General features: G+C 66.4%; 11 protein-coding genes. 3 read left to right on the plus strand and 8 right to left on the minus strand.

All coding sequences use genetic code 11. The features are described from left to right. Positions 1–141: 141 nt before the first annotated feature. Genes IQ458_RS07700 through IQ458_RS07710 form a run of 3 tightly spaced genes read left to right on the plus strand, consistent with a single transcriptional unit; the run spans position 142 to position 7,903 of the window. The gene (locus IQ458_RS07700) at positions 142–1,281 is read left to right on the plus strand and encodes an efflux RND transporter periplasmic adaptor subunit (protein WP_425504654.1); all 1,140 of its coding nucleotides are present in this window, start codon (positions 142–144) and stop codon (positions 1,279–1,281) included. After that, positions 1,278–4,799 carry an efflux RND transporter permease subunit gene (locus tag IQ458_RS07705; protein ID WP_203322428.1) on the plus strand — a complete coding sequence of 1,174 codons (3,522 nt, stop codon included), beginning with the start codon at positions 1,278–1,280 and terminating at the stop codon, positions 4,797–4,799. The genes IQ458_RS07700 and IQ458_RS07705 overlap by 4 nt, the downstream gene beginning before the upstream one ends. After that, positions 4,796–7,903 carry an efflux RND transporter permease subunit gene (locus tag IQ458_RS07710; RefSeq protein WP_183636794.1) on the plus strand — a complete coding sequence of 1,036 codons (3,108 nt, stop codon included), beginning with the start codon at positions 4,796–4,798 and terminating at the stop codon, positions 7,901–7,903. Before IQ458_RS07705 ends, IQ458_RS07710 begins: the two co-directional genes overlap by 4 nt. 99 nt (positions 7,904–8,002) lie before the next feature. On the opposite strand, the gene IQ458_RS07715 is transcribed toward IQ458_RS07710, so the two are convergent. The 8 genes from IQ458_RS07715 to IQ458_RS19860 all read right to left on the minus strand — a co-directional run bounded on the left by IQ458_RS07715 (position 8,003) and on the right by IQ458_RS19860 (position 15,403). Beyond that, positions 8,003–8,779, minus strand: coding sequence for a ferredoxin--NADP reductase (locus IQ458_RS07715; protein ID WP_203322429.1), 777 nt, complete (start codon positions 8,777–8,779; stop codon positions 8,003–8,005). 39 nt (positions 8,780–8,818) lie between these two features. Next, positions 8,819–9,172, minus strand: coding sequence for a DUF3325 domain-containing protein (locus IQ458_RS07720; RefSeq protein ID WP_203322430.1), 354 nt, complete (start codon positions 9,170–9,172; stop codon positions 8,819–8,821). Then, a complete protein-coding gene (locus IQ458_RS07725; protein ID WP_203322431.1) occupies positions 9,169–10,797 on the minus strand; it encodes a PepSY-associated TM helix domain-containing protein in 1,629 nt (542 codons plus the stop codon). The genes IQ458_RS07720 and IQ458_RS07725 overlap by 4 nt, the downstream gene beginning before the upstream one ends. Further along, positions 10,794–11,114: a DUF3649 domain-containing protein gene (locus IQ458_RS19550; protein ID WP_425504655.1), complete on the minus strand. Its 321-nt coding sequence runs from the start codon at positions 11,112–11,114 to the stop codon at positions 10,794–10,796. The genes IQ458_RS07725 and IQ458_RS19550 overlap by 4 nt, the downstream gene beginning before the upstream one ends. A gap of 169 nt (positions 11,115–11,283) precedes the next feature. Next, on the minus strand, positions 11,284–13,533 hold the full coding sequence (locus IQ458_RS07735; RefSeq protein ID WP_203322433.1) for a TonB-dependent siderophore receptor: 2,250 nt from the start codon (positions 13,531–13,533) through the stop codon (positions 11,284–11,286). Positions 13,534–13,629: 96 nt separating this feature from the next. Next, entirely contained in the window at positions 13,630–13,947 is a 318-nt protein-coding gene (locus tag IQ458_RS07740; protein WP_203322434.1) for a FecR/PupR family sigma factor regulator, read from the minus strand. Between the two features lie 31 nt (positions 13,948–13,978). Next, entirely contained in the window at positions 13,979–14,524 is a 546-nt protein-coding gene (locus IQ458_RS07745; protein ID WP_203322435.1) for an RNA polymerase sigma factor, read from the minus strand. 72 nt (positions 14,525–14,596) lie between these two features. Beyond that, complete coding sequence (locus IQ458_RS19860) at positions 14,597–15,403, minus strand: class I SAM-dependent methyltransferase (protein ID WP_203322436.1); 807 nt, start codon at positions 15,401–15,403, stop codon at positions 14,597–14,599. Between the last annotated feature and the right edge of the window lie 14 nt (positions 15,404–15,417).

The following is a 15,417-nucleotide window of genomic DNA, read 5'->3' on the forward strand; positions in this document are numbered from 1 at the left end:
ATCCAGGTCGCTCCGCACGCATCGCCGCCGCAAAAGCGGCCATTACGGATGCTGGTCACCATGACCTTCGGCGCATGATTCCGGTTGAATGGGTGATATACCTTCATACAACACCTAAACAACACCACCACGGTCCACCCCATGTCCCGAGCCCACCCCCAATCCGGCCGCTCCCACCTGCGCCTGGCCCTGCTGCCCGTCCTGTGCGGCATGCTGGTCCTGTCCGCCTGCAAGGGCGGCGGCCCCGCGCCCGAAGCCCAGGCCAAGAACGGGGCCGAGGCCAAGGCCGCCGACGCGGTGCCGGTGGAAGCGGTGACGGCCAGCCGCCGCGCCGTGGCCGCCAGCTACACCGGTACCACCACCCTGGAACCGCGCGCCGAGTCGCAGGTGGTCGCCAAGACCTCCGGCGTGGCGCTGGCGGTGATGGTCGAGGAAGGCCAGCAGATCAAGGCCGGGCAGGCGCTGGTGCGGCTGGATCCGGATCGCGCGCGCCTGGCCGTGGCCCAGGCCGAGGCGCAGATGCGCAAGCTGGAGAACAACTACCACCGCGCCCGCCAGTTGGTGGATCAGCAGATGATCAGCGCCAACGACGTGGACCAGATCAAGTTCGATCTGGAGAACGCGCGCGCGCAGTACAACCTGGCCAAGCTGGAACTGTCCTATACGACGGTGGTGGCGCCGATTTCCGGCGTGATCGCCTCGCGCTCGATCAAGACCGGCAACTTCGTCCAGATCAACACGCCGATCTTCCGCATCGTCGACAACTCGAAGCTGGAAGCCACGCTCAACGTGCCCGAGCGCGAACTGGCGACGCTCAAGGCCGGCCTGCCGGTCCTGCTGCAGGCCGACGCGCTGCCGGGCAAGACCTTCCAGGGCGTGGTCGATCGCGTGGCCAATGTGGTGGATGCCGGCAGCGGCACCTTCCGGGTGGTCTGCGCGTTCGCCGACGCGACCCTGCAGCCGGGCATGTTCAGCCGCATCCGCATCGATTACGACCAACGCGCCGACGCACTGGTGGTGCCACGCATCGCGCTGCTGGACGATGGCGACCCGGCGGTGTTCGTGGTCCGTGACGGCAAGGCCGCGCGGGTGCCGGTGAAGCTGGGCTACGCCGATGGCGAATGGCTGGAAGTGCGCGAAGGCCTGAAGCCGGGCGATCGCGTGGTCACCGCAGGCAAGGTGGCCCTGCGCGATGGCAGCGCCGTGCAGGTGATCGGTGATCCAGTTCCGAAGGCGGTAGCGGCGAAGGATCAGGCCGTCGAGGCTGGTAGCAAGCAATGAGCGGCCATCCGGATCCCCACGATTCCCAGCCGCAAGGGCGGCTGGGTGGCGGCCTGGTGGAGTTCTCCACCCGCCGCCGGGTGACCATCGCGATGATCACGGTCACCATGCTGCTGTTCGGCGTCATCGCCCTCGGCAGCCTGAAGGTCAACCTGCTGCCGGATCTAAGCTATCCGACCCTGACCGTGCGCACCGAATACACCGGTGCGGCGCCGTCGGAAATCGAGACCCTGATTTCCGAGCCGGTCGAGGAAGCGCTGGGCGTGGTCAAGAACCTGCGCAAGCTCAAGTCGGTCTCGCGTACCGGTCAGAGCGATGTGGTGCTGGAATTCGCCTGGGGCACGGACATGGACCAGGCCAGCCTGGAAGTCCGCGACAAGATGGAAGTACTGCAACTGCCGCTGGAGGCCAAGGCCCCGGTGCTGCTGCGCTTCAATCCCTCCACCGAGCCGATCGTCCGCCTGGCGCTGTCCAACAAGAACGCGCCGGCCAATGATGCCGACGCGGTGCGCCTGCTCATCGAGCTGCGCCGCTACGCCGACGACGATCTGAAGAAGAAGCTGGAGCCGGTCGAAGGCGTGGCCGCGGTCAAGGTCGGCGGCGGCCTGGAAGACGAAATCCAGGTCGACATCGACCAGCAGAAGCTGGCCCAGTTGAACCTGCCCATCGACAACGTCATCCAGCGCCTGCAACAGGAGAACATCAATATCTCCGGCGGTCGCCTGGAAGAGGGGTCGCAGCGTTACCTGGTGCGCACGGTCAACCAGTTCGCCACGGTCAACGAAATCCGCGAGATGCTGATCACCGCGCAGACCAACGGCGGCAGCAGCGCCGCGCAATCGGCGGCCGCGCAGATGGCGGCGATCGCCGCGTCCACCGGTTCGGCGGCGGCGATGGCCGCGGCGGCTTCGGTGCAGAGCGCGTCTTCGAGCGATACAAGCGCCATCGCCGGCGGTATGGCGGTGCGGCTGAAGGACGTCGCGGATGTCCGCCAGGGCTACAAGGAGCGCGAGGCGATCATTCGCCTGGCCGGCAAGGAAGCGGTGGAGCTGGCCATCTACAAGGAAGGCGACGCCAACACCGTGTCCACCGCCGACGCGGTCAAGAAGAAGCTGGAAGAGCTCAAGAGCCAGATTCCACCGGACGTCGAGCTGACCACCATCGAGGACCAGTCGCTGTTCATCGAGCAAGCGATTGCCGACGTCAAGAAGGACGCGGTCATCGGCGGCATCCTGGCGATCCTGATCATCTTCATGTTCCTGCGCGATGGCTGGAGCACGTTCGTCATCAGCCTGTCGCTGCCGGTGTCGATCATCACCACGTTCTTCTTCATGGGCCAGCTAGGCTTGAGCCTGAATGTGATGTCGCTGGGCGGTTTGGCGCTGGCGACCGGCCTGGTGGTGGACGATTCCATCGTCGTGCTGGAGAGCATCGCCAAGGCGCGCGAGCGCGGACTGGGCATATTGCAGGCGGCGATCGCCGGCACCCGCGAAGTGAGCATGGCGGTGGTGGCGTCGACCCTGACCACGGTGGCGGTGTTCCTGCCGTTGGTGTTCGTGGAAGGCATCGCCGGCCAGTTGTTCCGCGATCAGGCACTGACCGTGGCGATTGCCATCGCGATTTCGCTGGTGGTGGCGATGACCCTGATTCCGATGCTGAGCTCGCTCAAGGGCCGCCCGCCGTTGGCGTTCCCGGAGGAAGCACCGCATCCGCGCTGGCAGCCGACCTCGGCCTGGCAGCGTCCTTTCGCCTTCGTCGGCCATCTGATCGGGCTGGTGTTCCGCTCCGTGTTCTTCGGCATTGCCTGGTTCGTGGTCAAGGCGTGGCGTGGCGTGGCCGCGGTGGTCGGTCCGATCATGCGCAAGCTCAGCGACCTGGTGATGATGCCGTACAACGGCGCCGAGCGTGCCTATCTGCGCCTGCTGCCGGCTTCGCTGGCGCGACCCTGGCTGGTGCTGGGCTTCGCCGGCGCGGCATTCGGCCTGACCCTGCTGACGGTGCCGATGCTGGGCGCGGACCTGATTCCGCAGCTGGCCCAGGATCGCTTCGAAATGACGGTCAAGCTGCCGCCGGGCACGCCGTTGAAGGACACCGATGCGCTGGTCCGCGAGTTGCAGCAGAAGCACTCCAAGGATGACGGCGTGCAATCGCTGTATGGCGTCAGCGGCAGCGGCACCCGGCTGGATGCCAGCCCGACCGAGAGCGGCGAGAACATCGGCAAGCTGACGGTGGTGATGACTGGTGGCGGCAGCGAGAAGATCGAGGCCGCCGAGACCGAGCGCCTGCGCGCGACCATGCAGTCGCACGCCGGCGTGCAGGTGGACTTCGCCCGTCCCGAACTGTTCAGTTTCTCCACCCCCCTGGAAGTTGAGCTGCGCGGACAGGATCTGGCCTCGATCGAGCAGGCCGGCCGCAAGCTGGCGGCGATGCTGCGCAACAATCCGCACTACGCCGACGTCAAGTCGACGGTGGAGGAGGGCTTCCCGGAGATCCAGATCCGCTTCGATCAGGAGCGCGCCGGTGCGCTGGGCCTGACTACCCGCCAGATTGCCGACGTGGTGGTGAAGAAGGTCCGCGGTGAAGTGGCCACGCGCTACAGCTTCCGCGATCGCAAGATCGACGTGCTGGTGCGCGCGCAGGAAACCGACCGCGCCAGCGTGGAGAGCATCCGCCGTCTGATCGTCAATCCCGGCAGCAGCCGGCCGGTGACCCTGGACGCGGTCGCCGACGTGGTGTCCACCACCGGTCCCAGCGAGATTCATCGCACCGACCAGATCCGGGTGGCGATCGTCTCGGCCAACCTGCGCGACATCGACCTGGGCGGCGCCGTCGCCGAGGTGCGCGACATGGTCGCCAAGGAACCGCTGGGCGCGGCCATCGGCATGCACATCGGCGGACAGGGCGAGGAACTCGCCGAGTCGGTGCGCTCGCTGCTGTTCGCGTTCGCCCTGGCGGTGTTCCTGGTCTACCTGGTGATGGCCTCGCAGTTCGAGTCGCTGCTGCATCCGTTCGTCATCCTGTTCACCATCCCGCTGGCCCTGGTCGGCGCGGTGCTGGCGCTGCTGATGACGCGCTCGCCGGTGTCGGTGGTGGTGTTCATCGGTTTGATCCTGCTGGTCGGCCTGGTGGTGAAGAACGCGATCATCCTGATCGACAAGGTGAATCAGTTGCGCGAGGCCGGCGTGGCCAAGCGCGAGGCCCTGATCGAGGGTGCGCGCTCGCGCCTGCGCCCGATCGTGATGACCACGCTGTGCACGCTGTTCGGCTTCCTGCCCCTGGCCGTCGCGCCGCTGTTCGGCAGTCCGGGCGCGGAAGTGCGTTCGCCGATGGCGATCACCGTGATCGGCGGCCTGCTGGTGTCGACCCTGCTGACCCTGCTGGTCATCCCGGTGGTCTACAACCTGCTGGACCGCCGCGCCGATGACTACTACCTGGAGCGCGGGCGCCGCAATCGCGCCTCGGCCGAAGGCATTGATGGTGCGGGCGAGGGCGGCACGGCCGCGGCGGAGCACGCATGAGCGTCGCCGAGTTCAGCATCAAGCGGCCGGTCACGACGATCATGTTCTTCGTGTCGTTGTTCGTGATTGGCATGATCGCGGCGATCCGGCTGCCGCTGGAAGCGTTCCCGGACGTGTCGCCGCCGTTCATCATGGTGCAGCTGCCGTACACCGGCTCGACCCCGGAAGAGGTCGAGCGCACCGTGCTGCGGCCGGTCGAGGAAACGCTCTCGACCATGACCGGCATCAAGCGGATGGACAGCTCCGCGCGCTCGGATGGGGCCAATATCTTCATCCAGTTCTCGGACTGGAACCGCGACGTGGCCATCGCCGCCTCGGAGGCGCGCGAGCGCATCGACGCCATCCGTGACGACTTGCCGGACGACCTGCAGCGCTACTTCGTTTTCAAGTTCTCGACCACCGACGAACCGGTCCTGCGAGTGCGCCTGGCCAGTGCCACCGACCTGACCGGCGCGTACGACATGATCGACCGCGAATTCAAGCGCCGGCTGGAACGGATTCCCGGCGTGGCGCGGGTCGAGGTGTCCGGCGCGCCGGCCAACGAGGTGGAAATCGCGATCGAGCCGGATCGCCTGACCGCGCACAACCTGAGCCTCAACGAGCTGACCACCCGCCTCCAAGCCGTCAATTTCTCGGTCTCGGCCGGGCAGATCACCGACGGAGGCCGCCGCCTGCGCGTGCAGCCGGTGGGCGAACTGGCCGATCTCGAACAACTGCGCTCGCTGGTGCTGAACAACAGCGGCCTGCGCCTGGGCGACATCGCCGAGGTGCGGCTGAAGCCGGCGCGGATGGACTACGGGCGCCGCCTGGACGGGCGCGCGGCGGTGGGCTTGGACATCTTCAAGGAGCGCAACGCCAACCTGGTGGAAGTCTCCAGCGCGGCGCTGAAGGAAGTGGAGGCGATTCGCGAAAGCCCGGCACTGAATGACGTGCAGGTCCTGGTGATGGACAACCAGGGCGACAACGTCACCTCCTCGCTGCTGAGCCTGGCCGAAGCCGGCGGCATCGGCCTGGTGCTGTCTATCGCGGTGCTGTTCTTCTTCCTGCGCCATTGGCCGTCGACGCTGATGGTGACCCTGGCGATTCCGATCTGCTTCGTGATGACCCTGGGCTTCATGTACTTCGCCGGCGTCACCCTCAACATCCTCAGCATGATGGGGCTGCTGCTGGCCGTGGGCATGCTGGTGGACAACGCGGTGGTGGTGGTGGAGAGCATCTACCAGGAACGCGAGCGGATGCCGGGCCAGCCGGTGCTGGCCTCGATCGTCGGCACCCGCCACGTCGCCATCGCGCTGTCGGCGGGTACGTTGTGCCACTGCATCGTGTTCGTGCCGACGATGTTCGGCGAACGCAACATGCTGAGCATCTTCCTGTCCCAGATCGCCATCACCATCTCGGTGTCGCTGCTCGCGTCCTGGCTGGTCGCGGTGAGCCTGATCCCGATGATCTCCGCGCGACTGAAGACGCCGCCGGCGGTGAGCAAGCCCGACGGGCTGATTCCGCGCATGCAGCGCCGCTACGCCGGCCTGCTGCGCTGGACACTGGCCCATCGCGGCTGGAGCGTGCTGGGCATCCTGCTGATCATCGCGGCCAGCGTGCTGCCGATGACCCAGATGAAGACCAACATGTTCGGCGGCGAGGATGCCGGCGAGACGCGAATCTTCTACCAGTGGAAGGGCGCCTACACCAAGGAGCAGATGTCGCAGGAAGTCGGCAAGATCGAGGCCTACCTGGAAGCCAACCGCAAGCGCTTCAAGATCACCCAGATCTACTCGTTCTTCAGCGAGCAGGGCTGGGGCGGCACCAACATCAAGCTGGACACCAAGGACATCACCGAGAGCAAGCAACTGGTCGATGCCATCCGCAAGGACCTGCCGAAGTCGGCGCGTGCCAACGTCGGCATCGGCGACCAGGGCGGACCGGGTGGCGGTGGCGGCCAGCAGGCGCAGAGCGTGTCGGTGCAACTGGTGGGTGATTCCACCCAGACCCTGACCGAGCTGGCCAACGAAGTCGTGCCGATCCTGGCCAAGCGCAAGGAATTGACCGACGTGCGCGTGAACAGCGGCGACCGCAACAGCGAACTGGCGGTGCGCGTGGATCGCGAGCGTGCGCTGGCGTTCGGCTTCAGCGCCCAGGAAGTGGGGCGCTTCGTCGAACTGGCCCTGCGCGGCGCGCCGCTGCGCGAATTCCGCCGTGGCGAGAACGAGGTGCCGGTGTGGGTTCGCTTCTCCGGCGCCGAACATTATGGTTCCGAGGATCTGGAATCGTTCACCGTGCGCGCACCGGATGGCCGCACCGTGCCGCTGCTGGCGATGGTCGACGTGGCCATCAAGCCGTCGGCCAACGAGGTCCAGCGTTCCAATCGCCAGACCACGCTGACCATCCAGGCCAACCTGGCCGACAAGGTGTCGATGCCGGAAGCACGCAAGGCGATGGAGGATACCCTCAAGCCGCTGGCGTATCCGGCGGGTTACAGCTACAGCTTCGATGGCGGTGGTTTCCAGGAGGATCAGGAAGCCATGCAGCAGATGATGTTCAACCTGCTGATTGCCCTGATCATGATCTACGTGGTGATGGCGGCGGTGTTCGAGTCGCTGCTGTTCCCGTCGGCGATCATGAGTGGCGTGCTGTTCTCGGTGCTGGGCGTGTTCTGGCTGTTCTGGCTGACCGGCACCGAATTCAACATCATGGCCTTCATCGGCATCCTGGTGCTGATGGGCGTGGTGGTGAACAACGGCATCGTGATGATCGAGCACATCAACAACCTGCGACGGCGCGGCATGTCCCGCACCGAGGCGCTGGTGGAAGGCAGCCGCGAACGCCTGCGCCCGATCATGATGACGATGGGCACGGCGATCCTGGCAATGGTGCCGATTGCGATCAGCAATACCCAGTTGGCGGGTGATGGCCCGCCGTACTTCCCGATGGCGCGCGCCATCGCCGGCGGACTGGCGTTCTCCACCGTGGTCAGCTTGCTGTTCCTGCCGACCATCTACGCGATCCTCGACGATCTGCGCAGCGGTACGGTCCGGGCCCTCCGGCGTGCGCGTGGCAAGGGCGATGCGCCGGCGGCGGCCAGCCTCACCGCATTGCATACGGAGTAACGCGGACAGGCGTGCCTGACCAGGAAGGCCGGCCCAAAGCCGGCCTTCTTTTTTCCTTCCTCATCCTCCTTCCGTCAGGAGGACATGCAACGACGGGTGTTACTTCTCCACGAAGGCGCGTTCGAACACGTAGTCCCCGGGATGGCCGGTCCGGGGCGAAACCTGGAAGCCCCGCTGGTCCAGCAGGGCGCGGATCTCGGCGAGCATTGACGGGCTGCCGCAGATCATGAAGCGATCGCGGGCCGGATGCAGCGGCGGTAATCCGCTGGCATCCGCCAGGCGGCCATCGGCGATCTGCGCGGTGAGCCGGCCGGTGTTGCGAAAGCCGTCGCGGGTCACGGTCGGGTGGTAGAGCAGCTTCTGCCGGATCTGCGCGCCGAGGAACGGGTGCGCCGGCAGATCCCGCTCGATGAAGGCCGAGTAGGCCAGATCACTGATGTGCCGCACGCCATGCGCGACGATGACCTTCTCGTAGCGCTCGTAGGTTTCCGGATCCTGGATGATGCTCATGAACGGGGCCAGGCCGGTGCCGGTGCCGAGCAAATACAGATGCCGTCCGGGATGCAGGTCGTGCAGGACCAGCGTGCCGGTGGGCTTGCGGCTGACCAGCACCGGATCGCCGACCTGAAGATGCTGGAGCCGGGACGTTAGCTGCCCGTCCTGGACCTTGATGCTGAAGAACTCGAGATGTTCTTCCCAGTGCGGGCTGGCGATGCTGTAGGCCCGCATCAGCGGACGGCCGTCGACCTCGAGCCCGATCATCACGAAATGACCGCTCTCGAAGCGCAGGCCCGGATCGCGGGTGGTGCGGAACGAGAACAGGCTGTCGTTCCAGTGGTGGACATGGGTGACGCGCTCAATCGCATGCAGGCTCATCAAACGACTCCGGCGGGGGAAGAAACGAAGCGGCCGCGCTCACGCCAGCCACCTGTGCAGGGCGGCCAGCGCCACCAGACCGGCCAGCATCCACGCAAGACCCACCAGCCAGCGCGGCCGGTAAGGCAGGACGCCCAGCGCAAGCGAGAGGCCGGCTGCGGTCATGGCGCCCAACCAGATCACTGGACCGCGCGCCCAGTCCTCGGCCTGGCCGGCCACCAGCAGGGCCAGCGCGAGCAGGCTCCCGCCGAGCCAGCGCCACTGGCGCATCCGGCCGGTACCGGCCCGTGCGGCGCCGTGCAGATCCATCTGGTGTTTTTCCATCGACAGGCACAGCGCCGCGAAACCCGCATAGGCCAGAGCCGTCAGCAGCAGGAACACGAGCACGCTCATGCGTTCGCTGCCGCCGGCCCCGTATCGGCGACATTGGTGGCCTGCCGTCGCCGCGCCGCCGCGCTTGCCGGCGGTTGCCAGCGCTGCATGCGGCGGCCGGCACAGGCCAGGCCAGCACCCAGCGCAAGCATGGCGAGATCAAAACCGGCCATCACCCAGTCATGCCGCATGAGCGAGACACCGAGGTGCGTCGAAGTGGTCAATGCGTTGACCAGCGGCAGCAGCAGGAACAGCAGTGCGGCGACGTAGAGCTGCCAGACCCACATGGCGCGCCTGGGCCAGGCGAAAGCGGCCAGCAGCGCCACCGCCCATGCCGCGAAAAACACGTTCGCCTCCGCGGACGCGCGCTCGGCGATCGCCAACGGCAGCAACCGGTTGCCCCAGAAATAGGCCGCGAACGCGATCGGCAGGCCGGCGACCGCGCCGATGTTGAGCGCATCCACCAGCCGCAGGCCGAAACCGATGCGCCCTGTCTTCAGGTGTTTGGGGCGTTCCTTGATGGCCCACAGGATCACGCCGCTGGCGACCATCAGGCAACCGGCGAGGCCGGACAGGAAGAACAGCAGGCGCAGCAGGGGATCGGCGAAGCGTGCCAGATGCAGGCCATACATCACGCCGCGGGTGCGGGTGGCACCACCCGGACCGGGGCTGGCATCGAGCAGGGCGCCGGTGGCGCCGTCGAAACGCAACGAGGGCGTGTCGATCGACAGGCGCTTGCCGGTGCGCTGGAACACGTCGACCACGGCATTCGCATCACCGGGATGGTGAACGGTGAAGCCGCCGGGCTCGCCGCCCTGCCAATACCGGTGCGAGGCATCGAGCACACGCAGGATGTCCGGTGTGCCTGGCGCGGATGTCCCCGCGGCGTCGCGCGGTTCGCCGAACCGCGCGAACGCGGCGCTGAAGAAGGCATCCTCGTCGGCCGGATAGGCCGCCTTCACGCCCCAGGGCAGGTACATGAACATCAGGGTGACGATGCCGGTATAGGTGATCATCGCGTGGTATGGCAGCGCCATCACCGCGCTGACGTTGTGGAAATCCAGCCACGAGCGCTGGCCCTTGCCGGGGCGGAACGTGAAGAAGTCCTTGAGGATCTTCTTGTGGGTGATCACGCCGGTGATGATCGCCACCAGCATGAACATCGCGCAGAAGCCGACCAGGTAGCGCGCCCACACCACCGGGATGTAGTGCAGGTCGAAATGCAGGCGGTAGAAGAAATCGCCGCCGCGGGTTTCGCGGGCGGCAATCGCCTCGCCGGTATCGGGGTTGACGGTGGCGTCGCCGAAGCGTCCGCCCCGCCGGCCACGGCGCTTGCCCTCGTCCGGCGAAGTGGCGGATTCGGGATTGCGCCAGAACATCCGCAGGGTGCCGTTACGGTCGTCGGGCAGGGTAACGGTCCAGCTTTCGGCCCGCGCCGCGTACCGTTGAAGGTATTGAAGCGCACGCTCGGCGGCTTCCGGCCCCCGCGCGAGGGTGCTGGGTACCTCCGGACGCATCCAGCGGCTGATTTCCTCGCGGTAATAGCTGGCGGTACCGGCCATGAAAATCAGCAGCAGCAGCCAGCCGACCAGCAAGCCTGTCCAGGTGTGCAGCCAGGCCATCGACTGGCGGAAACCCTGCTTCATGCCGCAGGTCCCAGCCAGGCCGTGCCCACGCCCATCAGCAGCGCAGGCAGGGCGATGCCGATCCAGGCGCGCAGGGCGGTGCGTACCGCGAACGCCCACAGCGCGGCGCAGGCGCAGACGACGATCGCGACCAGCATGCCGGTCAGCACGGCCTGGGCGCGATCCATCGGCAGCGCCAGGGCGAGGAAGGACGAGGTAGTGGCGGCCAGCGCATAGCCGCCGAGGATGGCCGCGAGGCTGCGCGAGGCGATGCCGGCGCGCGGATGCCGGAGCACACCGGCAAGGCGTTGGGGACGGGGGGAGAAAAGAACTTTCACGAACGCATCCGGGCTTGCGACAGGAAAGGGCAGGCGGTTTCGCCACCCGACCGGGAGCCGCCTTCCCTGGCGGCGGCCGACGCCATCGGGCGCGGTGTCCATCCCGCTACAACGTGCCAGGCCACCGCATCCCTCAAGGATTGCCGGGCGCGGGTGGCCGATGCCGGGTTCAGAGACGGATGCGCAGGTTCAGGGTGACGTTGCGTGGTTCTCCCCAATGCACGCCGTTGTAGAACCCCATCCGGCTGTAATAGTCCTTGTCCAGCAGGTTGTTGATGTTGAGACTGGCAGTGATGTTGTCGCTGAAGCGATAGCTGGCCGCCAGATTGAGCAGATGGACGGCATCCTGTTCCATCGGCGCGCGCCGGGTGAGCGGGGCGCCGGTGCCCGGGTCGTACGCGCCCGTCGGCCGGTTGCCGGTAGCTGTGAGCTTGCCTTGCCAGGTGACGCCGCCACCGATGCTCAGACGGTTCCAGCGGCCAGGCAGGCGGTAGTAGGTATTGAGGCGGAACAGATCCACCGGCTGCATGGTGTTGATGCGAACGCCGGCCGCGTTCTCGGCCTTGGCGTGGGTGAAGCCGCCGGCGATGTTCCAGTTCTCGGTGACCTGGCCTTGCACTTCCAGTTCCCAGCCCTGCACCTTGTTGCCCTTGCCGGTGGACTTGTAGGCGTAGGTCGGCGAGCCGTTGATGATCCGCGGCGGCACCGAATCATCGATTTCCGCCAGGTTGTCCTGTTCGCTGCGGAACACCGCCGCGCTCGCGTTGAGGCCGCCATCGAAGAACTCGCCCTTCAGGCCCAGCTCGTAGCTGTTGCCCTCGATCGGATCCAGATAGCGGTCGTTGCGATCGCGATATTCCTGCGGCTTGAAGATGCTCGTGTAGCTGGCATAGGCGGTCAGCTTGTCATTGAGATCGAAGAGCACGCCGGCGTAGGGAGTGAACACATCTTCGACTTTGTAGCCACCCCGGGCCTCGAGCGTGCCGGCCGTGTTGTAGCGTTCCTCATTGGCGGTTTCCCAGGTGCTGTAGCGCGCACCAACCACCGCCTTGAGAGCGTCGGTGAAATTCAGGTGCGCGGCGATGAAACCGGCGCTCTGCCGGGTTCGGGAGCTGTAGGCGTTGTGGCCATGGCGGATACTGCCGAACCGGGGCACGTTGCCGTCCCAGTTGCGCCAGTCCGGAATCCGACTGTAGTCGGCCCAGCTGGCATAGCCGGCCGGCGGCAGGGTTTGCGTATAGGGTTCGTAAGAGCGCTGGCTCAGGGTGCTGTAGCCAGCCAGCAGGGTGTGCTCGCGGCCGAACAGGCGGAACGGACCGCCGGCGTTGAACTCCCAGGCATCGCTGCGGGTGCTTCCCAGGAAGCGCGAAGTCCACACCTGGATCCCGCTGCCGTCGGCGCGCGGAAAGCCTTCGCCGCCGTAGAACATGTAGCCGTCGGTGTCGCTGTCGGCACGGGTATAGGCCAGTCTGGCCAGCCAGCCATTGGCGAAGGACTGTTCCAGGCGGGCGAAAGCCTGGCGATCCTCGCGTGGCCACGAACTCCATTTGGCCGACAGATTGGTGTTGCGCGGCAATCGCGCCAGACTGCCGTCGGCCATCCAGTAGGGCAGCGTGCCCCAGGTGGCGCCCTGGGTTTTCGGCGACTGGTAGTCGTAGCCCGCGGTCAGCAGCGTGCGCGGCGTCAGATCGGCTTCGATCACGCCGTACAGCACGTTCTTGTCGAGCCGGTAGAAGTCGCGCCAGGAGTCGCTCTGCTGCTTGGCGGCGACCAGGCGGCCACGCAGCCGACCATCCCAGCCCAGCGGGCCACTGATGTCGGTCTCGAAGCGGTGGTTGCTCCAGCGCCCGATCGTCAGCCCCGTGGTCATCGCGAATTCGGAGGTCGGCCGCTTGCGGATCAGGTTGATGGTGCCGGACGGATCTCCCGCGCCCGTGGTCAGGCCGGTGGCGCCACGAACCACTTCGATGCGTTCGTACACGGCCGAATCACCGTCGGCCTTGACGTAGCCGCCGGTATTGAGCATGCCGTCGACCTGGATGTTGTTGATGGCGTAGCCGCGCGCGTTGTAGCTGACGCGCTCGCTGTCGGTGTACTGGACGAACACGCCGGTGACCTGCTGCATCACGCCGGACAGGCTGAACAGTCCCATGTCGTCCAGGCGCTGGCGGGTGATGACGGTGACCGACTGCGGGGTTTCGCGCAGGGACAGATTCAACTTGGTCGCGCTGCCGGTTTCGCGGACCGTATAGGAGTTCTTGTTTTCCTTTTCACCGTGGACTTCGATTGCATCCAGCGTCGTCGGTCCGTCCGAGGCGGCCTGCGCGCGGGCGAGTCCAGGCAGCAGCGCGCACGCCAGGGCGATGGTCTGTGCCAGGGGATGGCGGAAAGGAAGCGTGGGAACGGGGGTGGGGGACATGATGTGATTCCTGAAATGGCGTGGTGTTCGCCCCGGGTGGGGTGTGCACGTACAACGCGCCAGCAATGGGAATCACTCAACGGGCAGAACGCCGTCTCAACGCAACAGGCAGTAGATCACCACGCAACACAGCAACAACGCCGCGACCGCCATCCACGTGGGTTGCCCGGCGCGGGACGGGGGCGTGGAAGTAATATGACTAAACTCGCTCGCGAGTATGTGCGCGGACTGTTCCAGTTGCTCGGACAACTGCAGCGTCTCTTCCCACGCGGTCTGGTGTGCGGGTTCACCCAGCCATGCCAGGAATCGTTCCTGCTCGGCCTCCTCCATCGGCACACCCGAATGCAGGCGCACGTGCCAGGCAATGGCCTGGTCGGAGGGGGAAGGAGTTGGGCTCTCGTGGGGTGCCGACATGGGTGCCTGGGAGCGGTGGCCAGTATGTGGATCAGGTCAACGTGTAACGTTCACCGGCGACCGCGGTTGACTCGGCCTGTGCCTGCCGGCGCAGGAAATCGCGGCAGCGATGCATGGCCAGCATCATCTCCTTTTCGACCGTGCTGGTCGATACGCCGAGCGCCTGGCCGATTTGCGGGTAGGTCCAGCCATCGATGCGTTGCATGAGGAACACCCGGCGCGTGCGCGGCGGCAGTCCGCGCAGGGTTTGCAGCAGTCCTTCCAGACGCGCGCGGCTGTCCGCCATCTGTTCCGGGGATGCGGAGGAAACGTCGGTATCGTGGCTGGCCTGGCGTGCGTGCTCGTGGCGCACGCGCCGGGATCGCAGATGATCCAGCGCCAGGTTCTGCGCGGTGCGGAACACCAGGCTGAGATCCGCTTCACCCAGATGGCGATCCGTCAGCCGCAGGTAGGTGTCCTGCACGATGTCCTCGGCCGTGCTGTCGCAGCCGACGATGCGGCGCACCAGATGAACGATGCGCTGGCGCTCGCGGACGAAAACGCGGGTGAAGCCATCCATGTCGTCGGCAGTTCTCACGATAATCGCAAATGATAGTCATTACCATTTGAACGGGCAACGTGGACCACATAGACGCCCCAGAAACCGCGGTCAACGACTGTGGAACAGTACGGGAGCGTCCGGTCTTATGGCATCGCCGGTGCGCAGCCACGCCGCTGTCGCGGTTTCGATGGTGCAGGGACCGAGCGTGGCGATGCGCAGTGGCCGCGTGCGTGCCTGGCGTTCCAGGATCGCCAGCATCCCGGCCAGCATCGCGCCGGAGAACGGCGAATAGAGGTAATACACGCTCGCGGCGGATAGATCGGCGGTGCGGGCGTCGCCGGCGACGAAGCGGACGTGCTGAAGCGCCAGCGCGTCGGCACTGCGCCGCGCGCTGGCGACGTAGGCGGGCTCGATTTCGATGCCGACGGCCTGCGCGGGCGTGAGGATGGCGGTCAGCAGCGGGAGATGGCCCAGGCCCGAACCGAGATCGATCAGGACATCGGATTCGCGCAAATCCAGCCGGCGCAGCAGCGCCAGCAAGTGGCGCGCCGGCGTGGGCTGGTAGAACACCATGTCCGGAAGCAGCCCGCCGATGTCCGTCGAGGGCGCATCCGGCGCGAGCACCTCGGCCAACAGCGCGTCCAATGCGTCATAGCCATCGCCATCGGGTGCGTCGCCTTCGCCTGCCGTCAGCGCGGTGAGCGCTTCCGCGCCCCGGCCCTGGCGGATGGCGCCACGCAGCATCGCGCAGAAATCGTGATGGATTGCTTCCAGTTCTTCGCGCAGCGCGCCTGTCTGTCGGGACAGCCCGGCCTCTGCCTGGAAACCGGAGGCTTCCAGGCGATCCAGCACATCACCACGCCGACGCCATTGATCCGGCGCGCGCAGGGCGGCGTCGGCCGTCCAGTGCCGCACCTGTTGCCGTAATC

This window comes from Pseudoxanthomonas beigongshangi, assembly GCF_016820515.1.
GTDB lineage: Bacteria > Pseudomonadota > Gammaproteobacteria > Xanthomonadales > Xanthomonadaceae > Pseudoxanthomonas_A > Pseudoxanthomonas_A beigongshangi.

Coding starts and splice junctions, on each gene's coding strand:
- IQ458_RS07700 (WP_425504654.1), top strand. CDS start 142: ATGTCCCGAGCCCACCCCCAATCCGGCCGCTCCCACCTGCGCCTGGCC.
- IQ458_RS07705 (WP_203322428.1), top strand. CDS start 1,278: ATGAGCGGCCATCCGGATCCCCACGATTCCCAGCCGCAAGGGCGGCTG.
- IQ458_RS07710 (WP_183636794.1), top strand. CDS start 4,796: ATGAGCGTCGCCGAGTTCAGCATCAAGCGGCCGGTCACGACGATCATG.
- IQ458_RS07715 (WP_203322429.1), bottom strand. CDS start 8,779: ATGAGCCTGCATGCGATTGAGCGCGTCACCCATGTCCACCACTGGAAC.
- IQ458_RS07720 (WP_203322430.1), bottom strand. CDS start 9,172: ATGAGCGTGCTCGTGTTCCTGCTGCTGACGGCTCTGGCCTATGCGGGT.
- IQ458_RS07725 (WP_203322431.1), bottom strand. CDS start 10,797: ATGAAGCAGGGTTTCCGCCAGTCGATGGCCTGGCTGCACACCTGGACA.
- IQ458_RS07735 (WP_203322433.1), bottom strand. CDS start 13,533: ATGTCCCCCACCCCCGTTCCCACGCTTCCTTTCCGCCATCCCCTGGCA.
- IQ458_RS07740 (WP_203322434.1), bottom strand. CDS start 13,947: ATGTCGGCACCCCACGAGAGCCCAACTCCTTCCCCCTCCGACCAGGCC.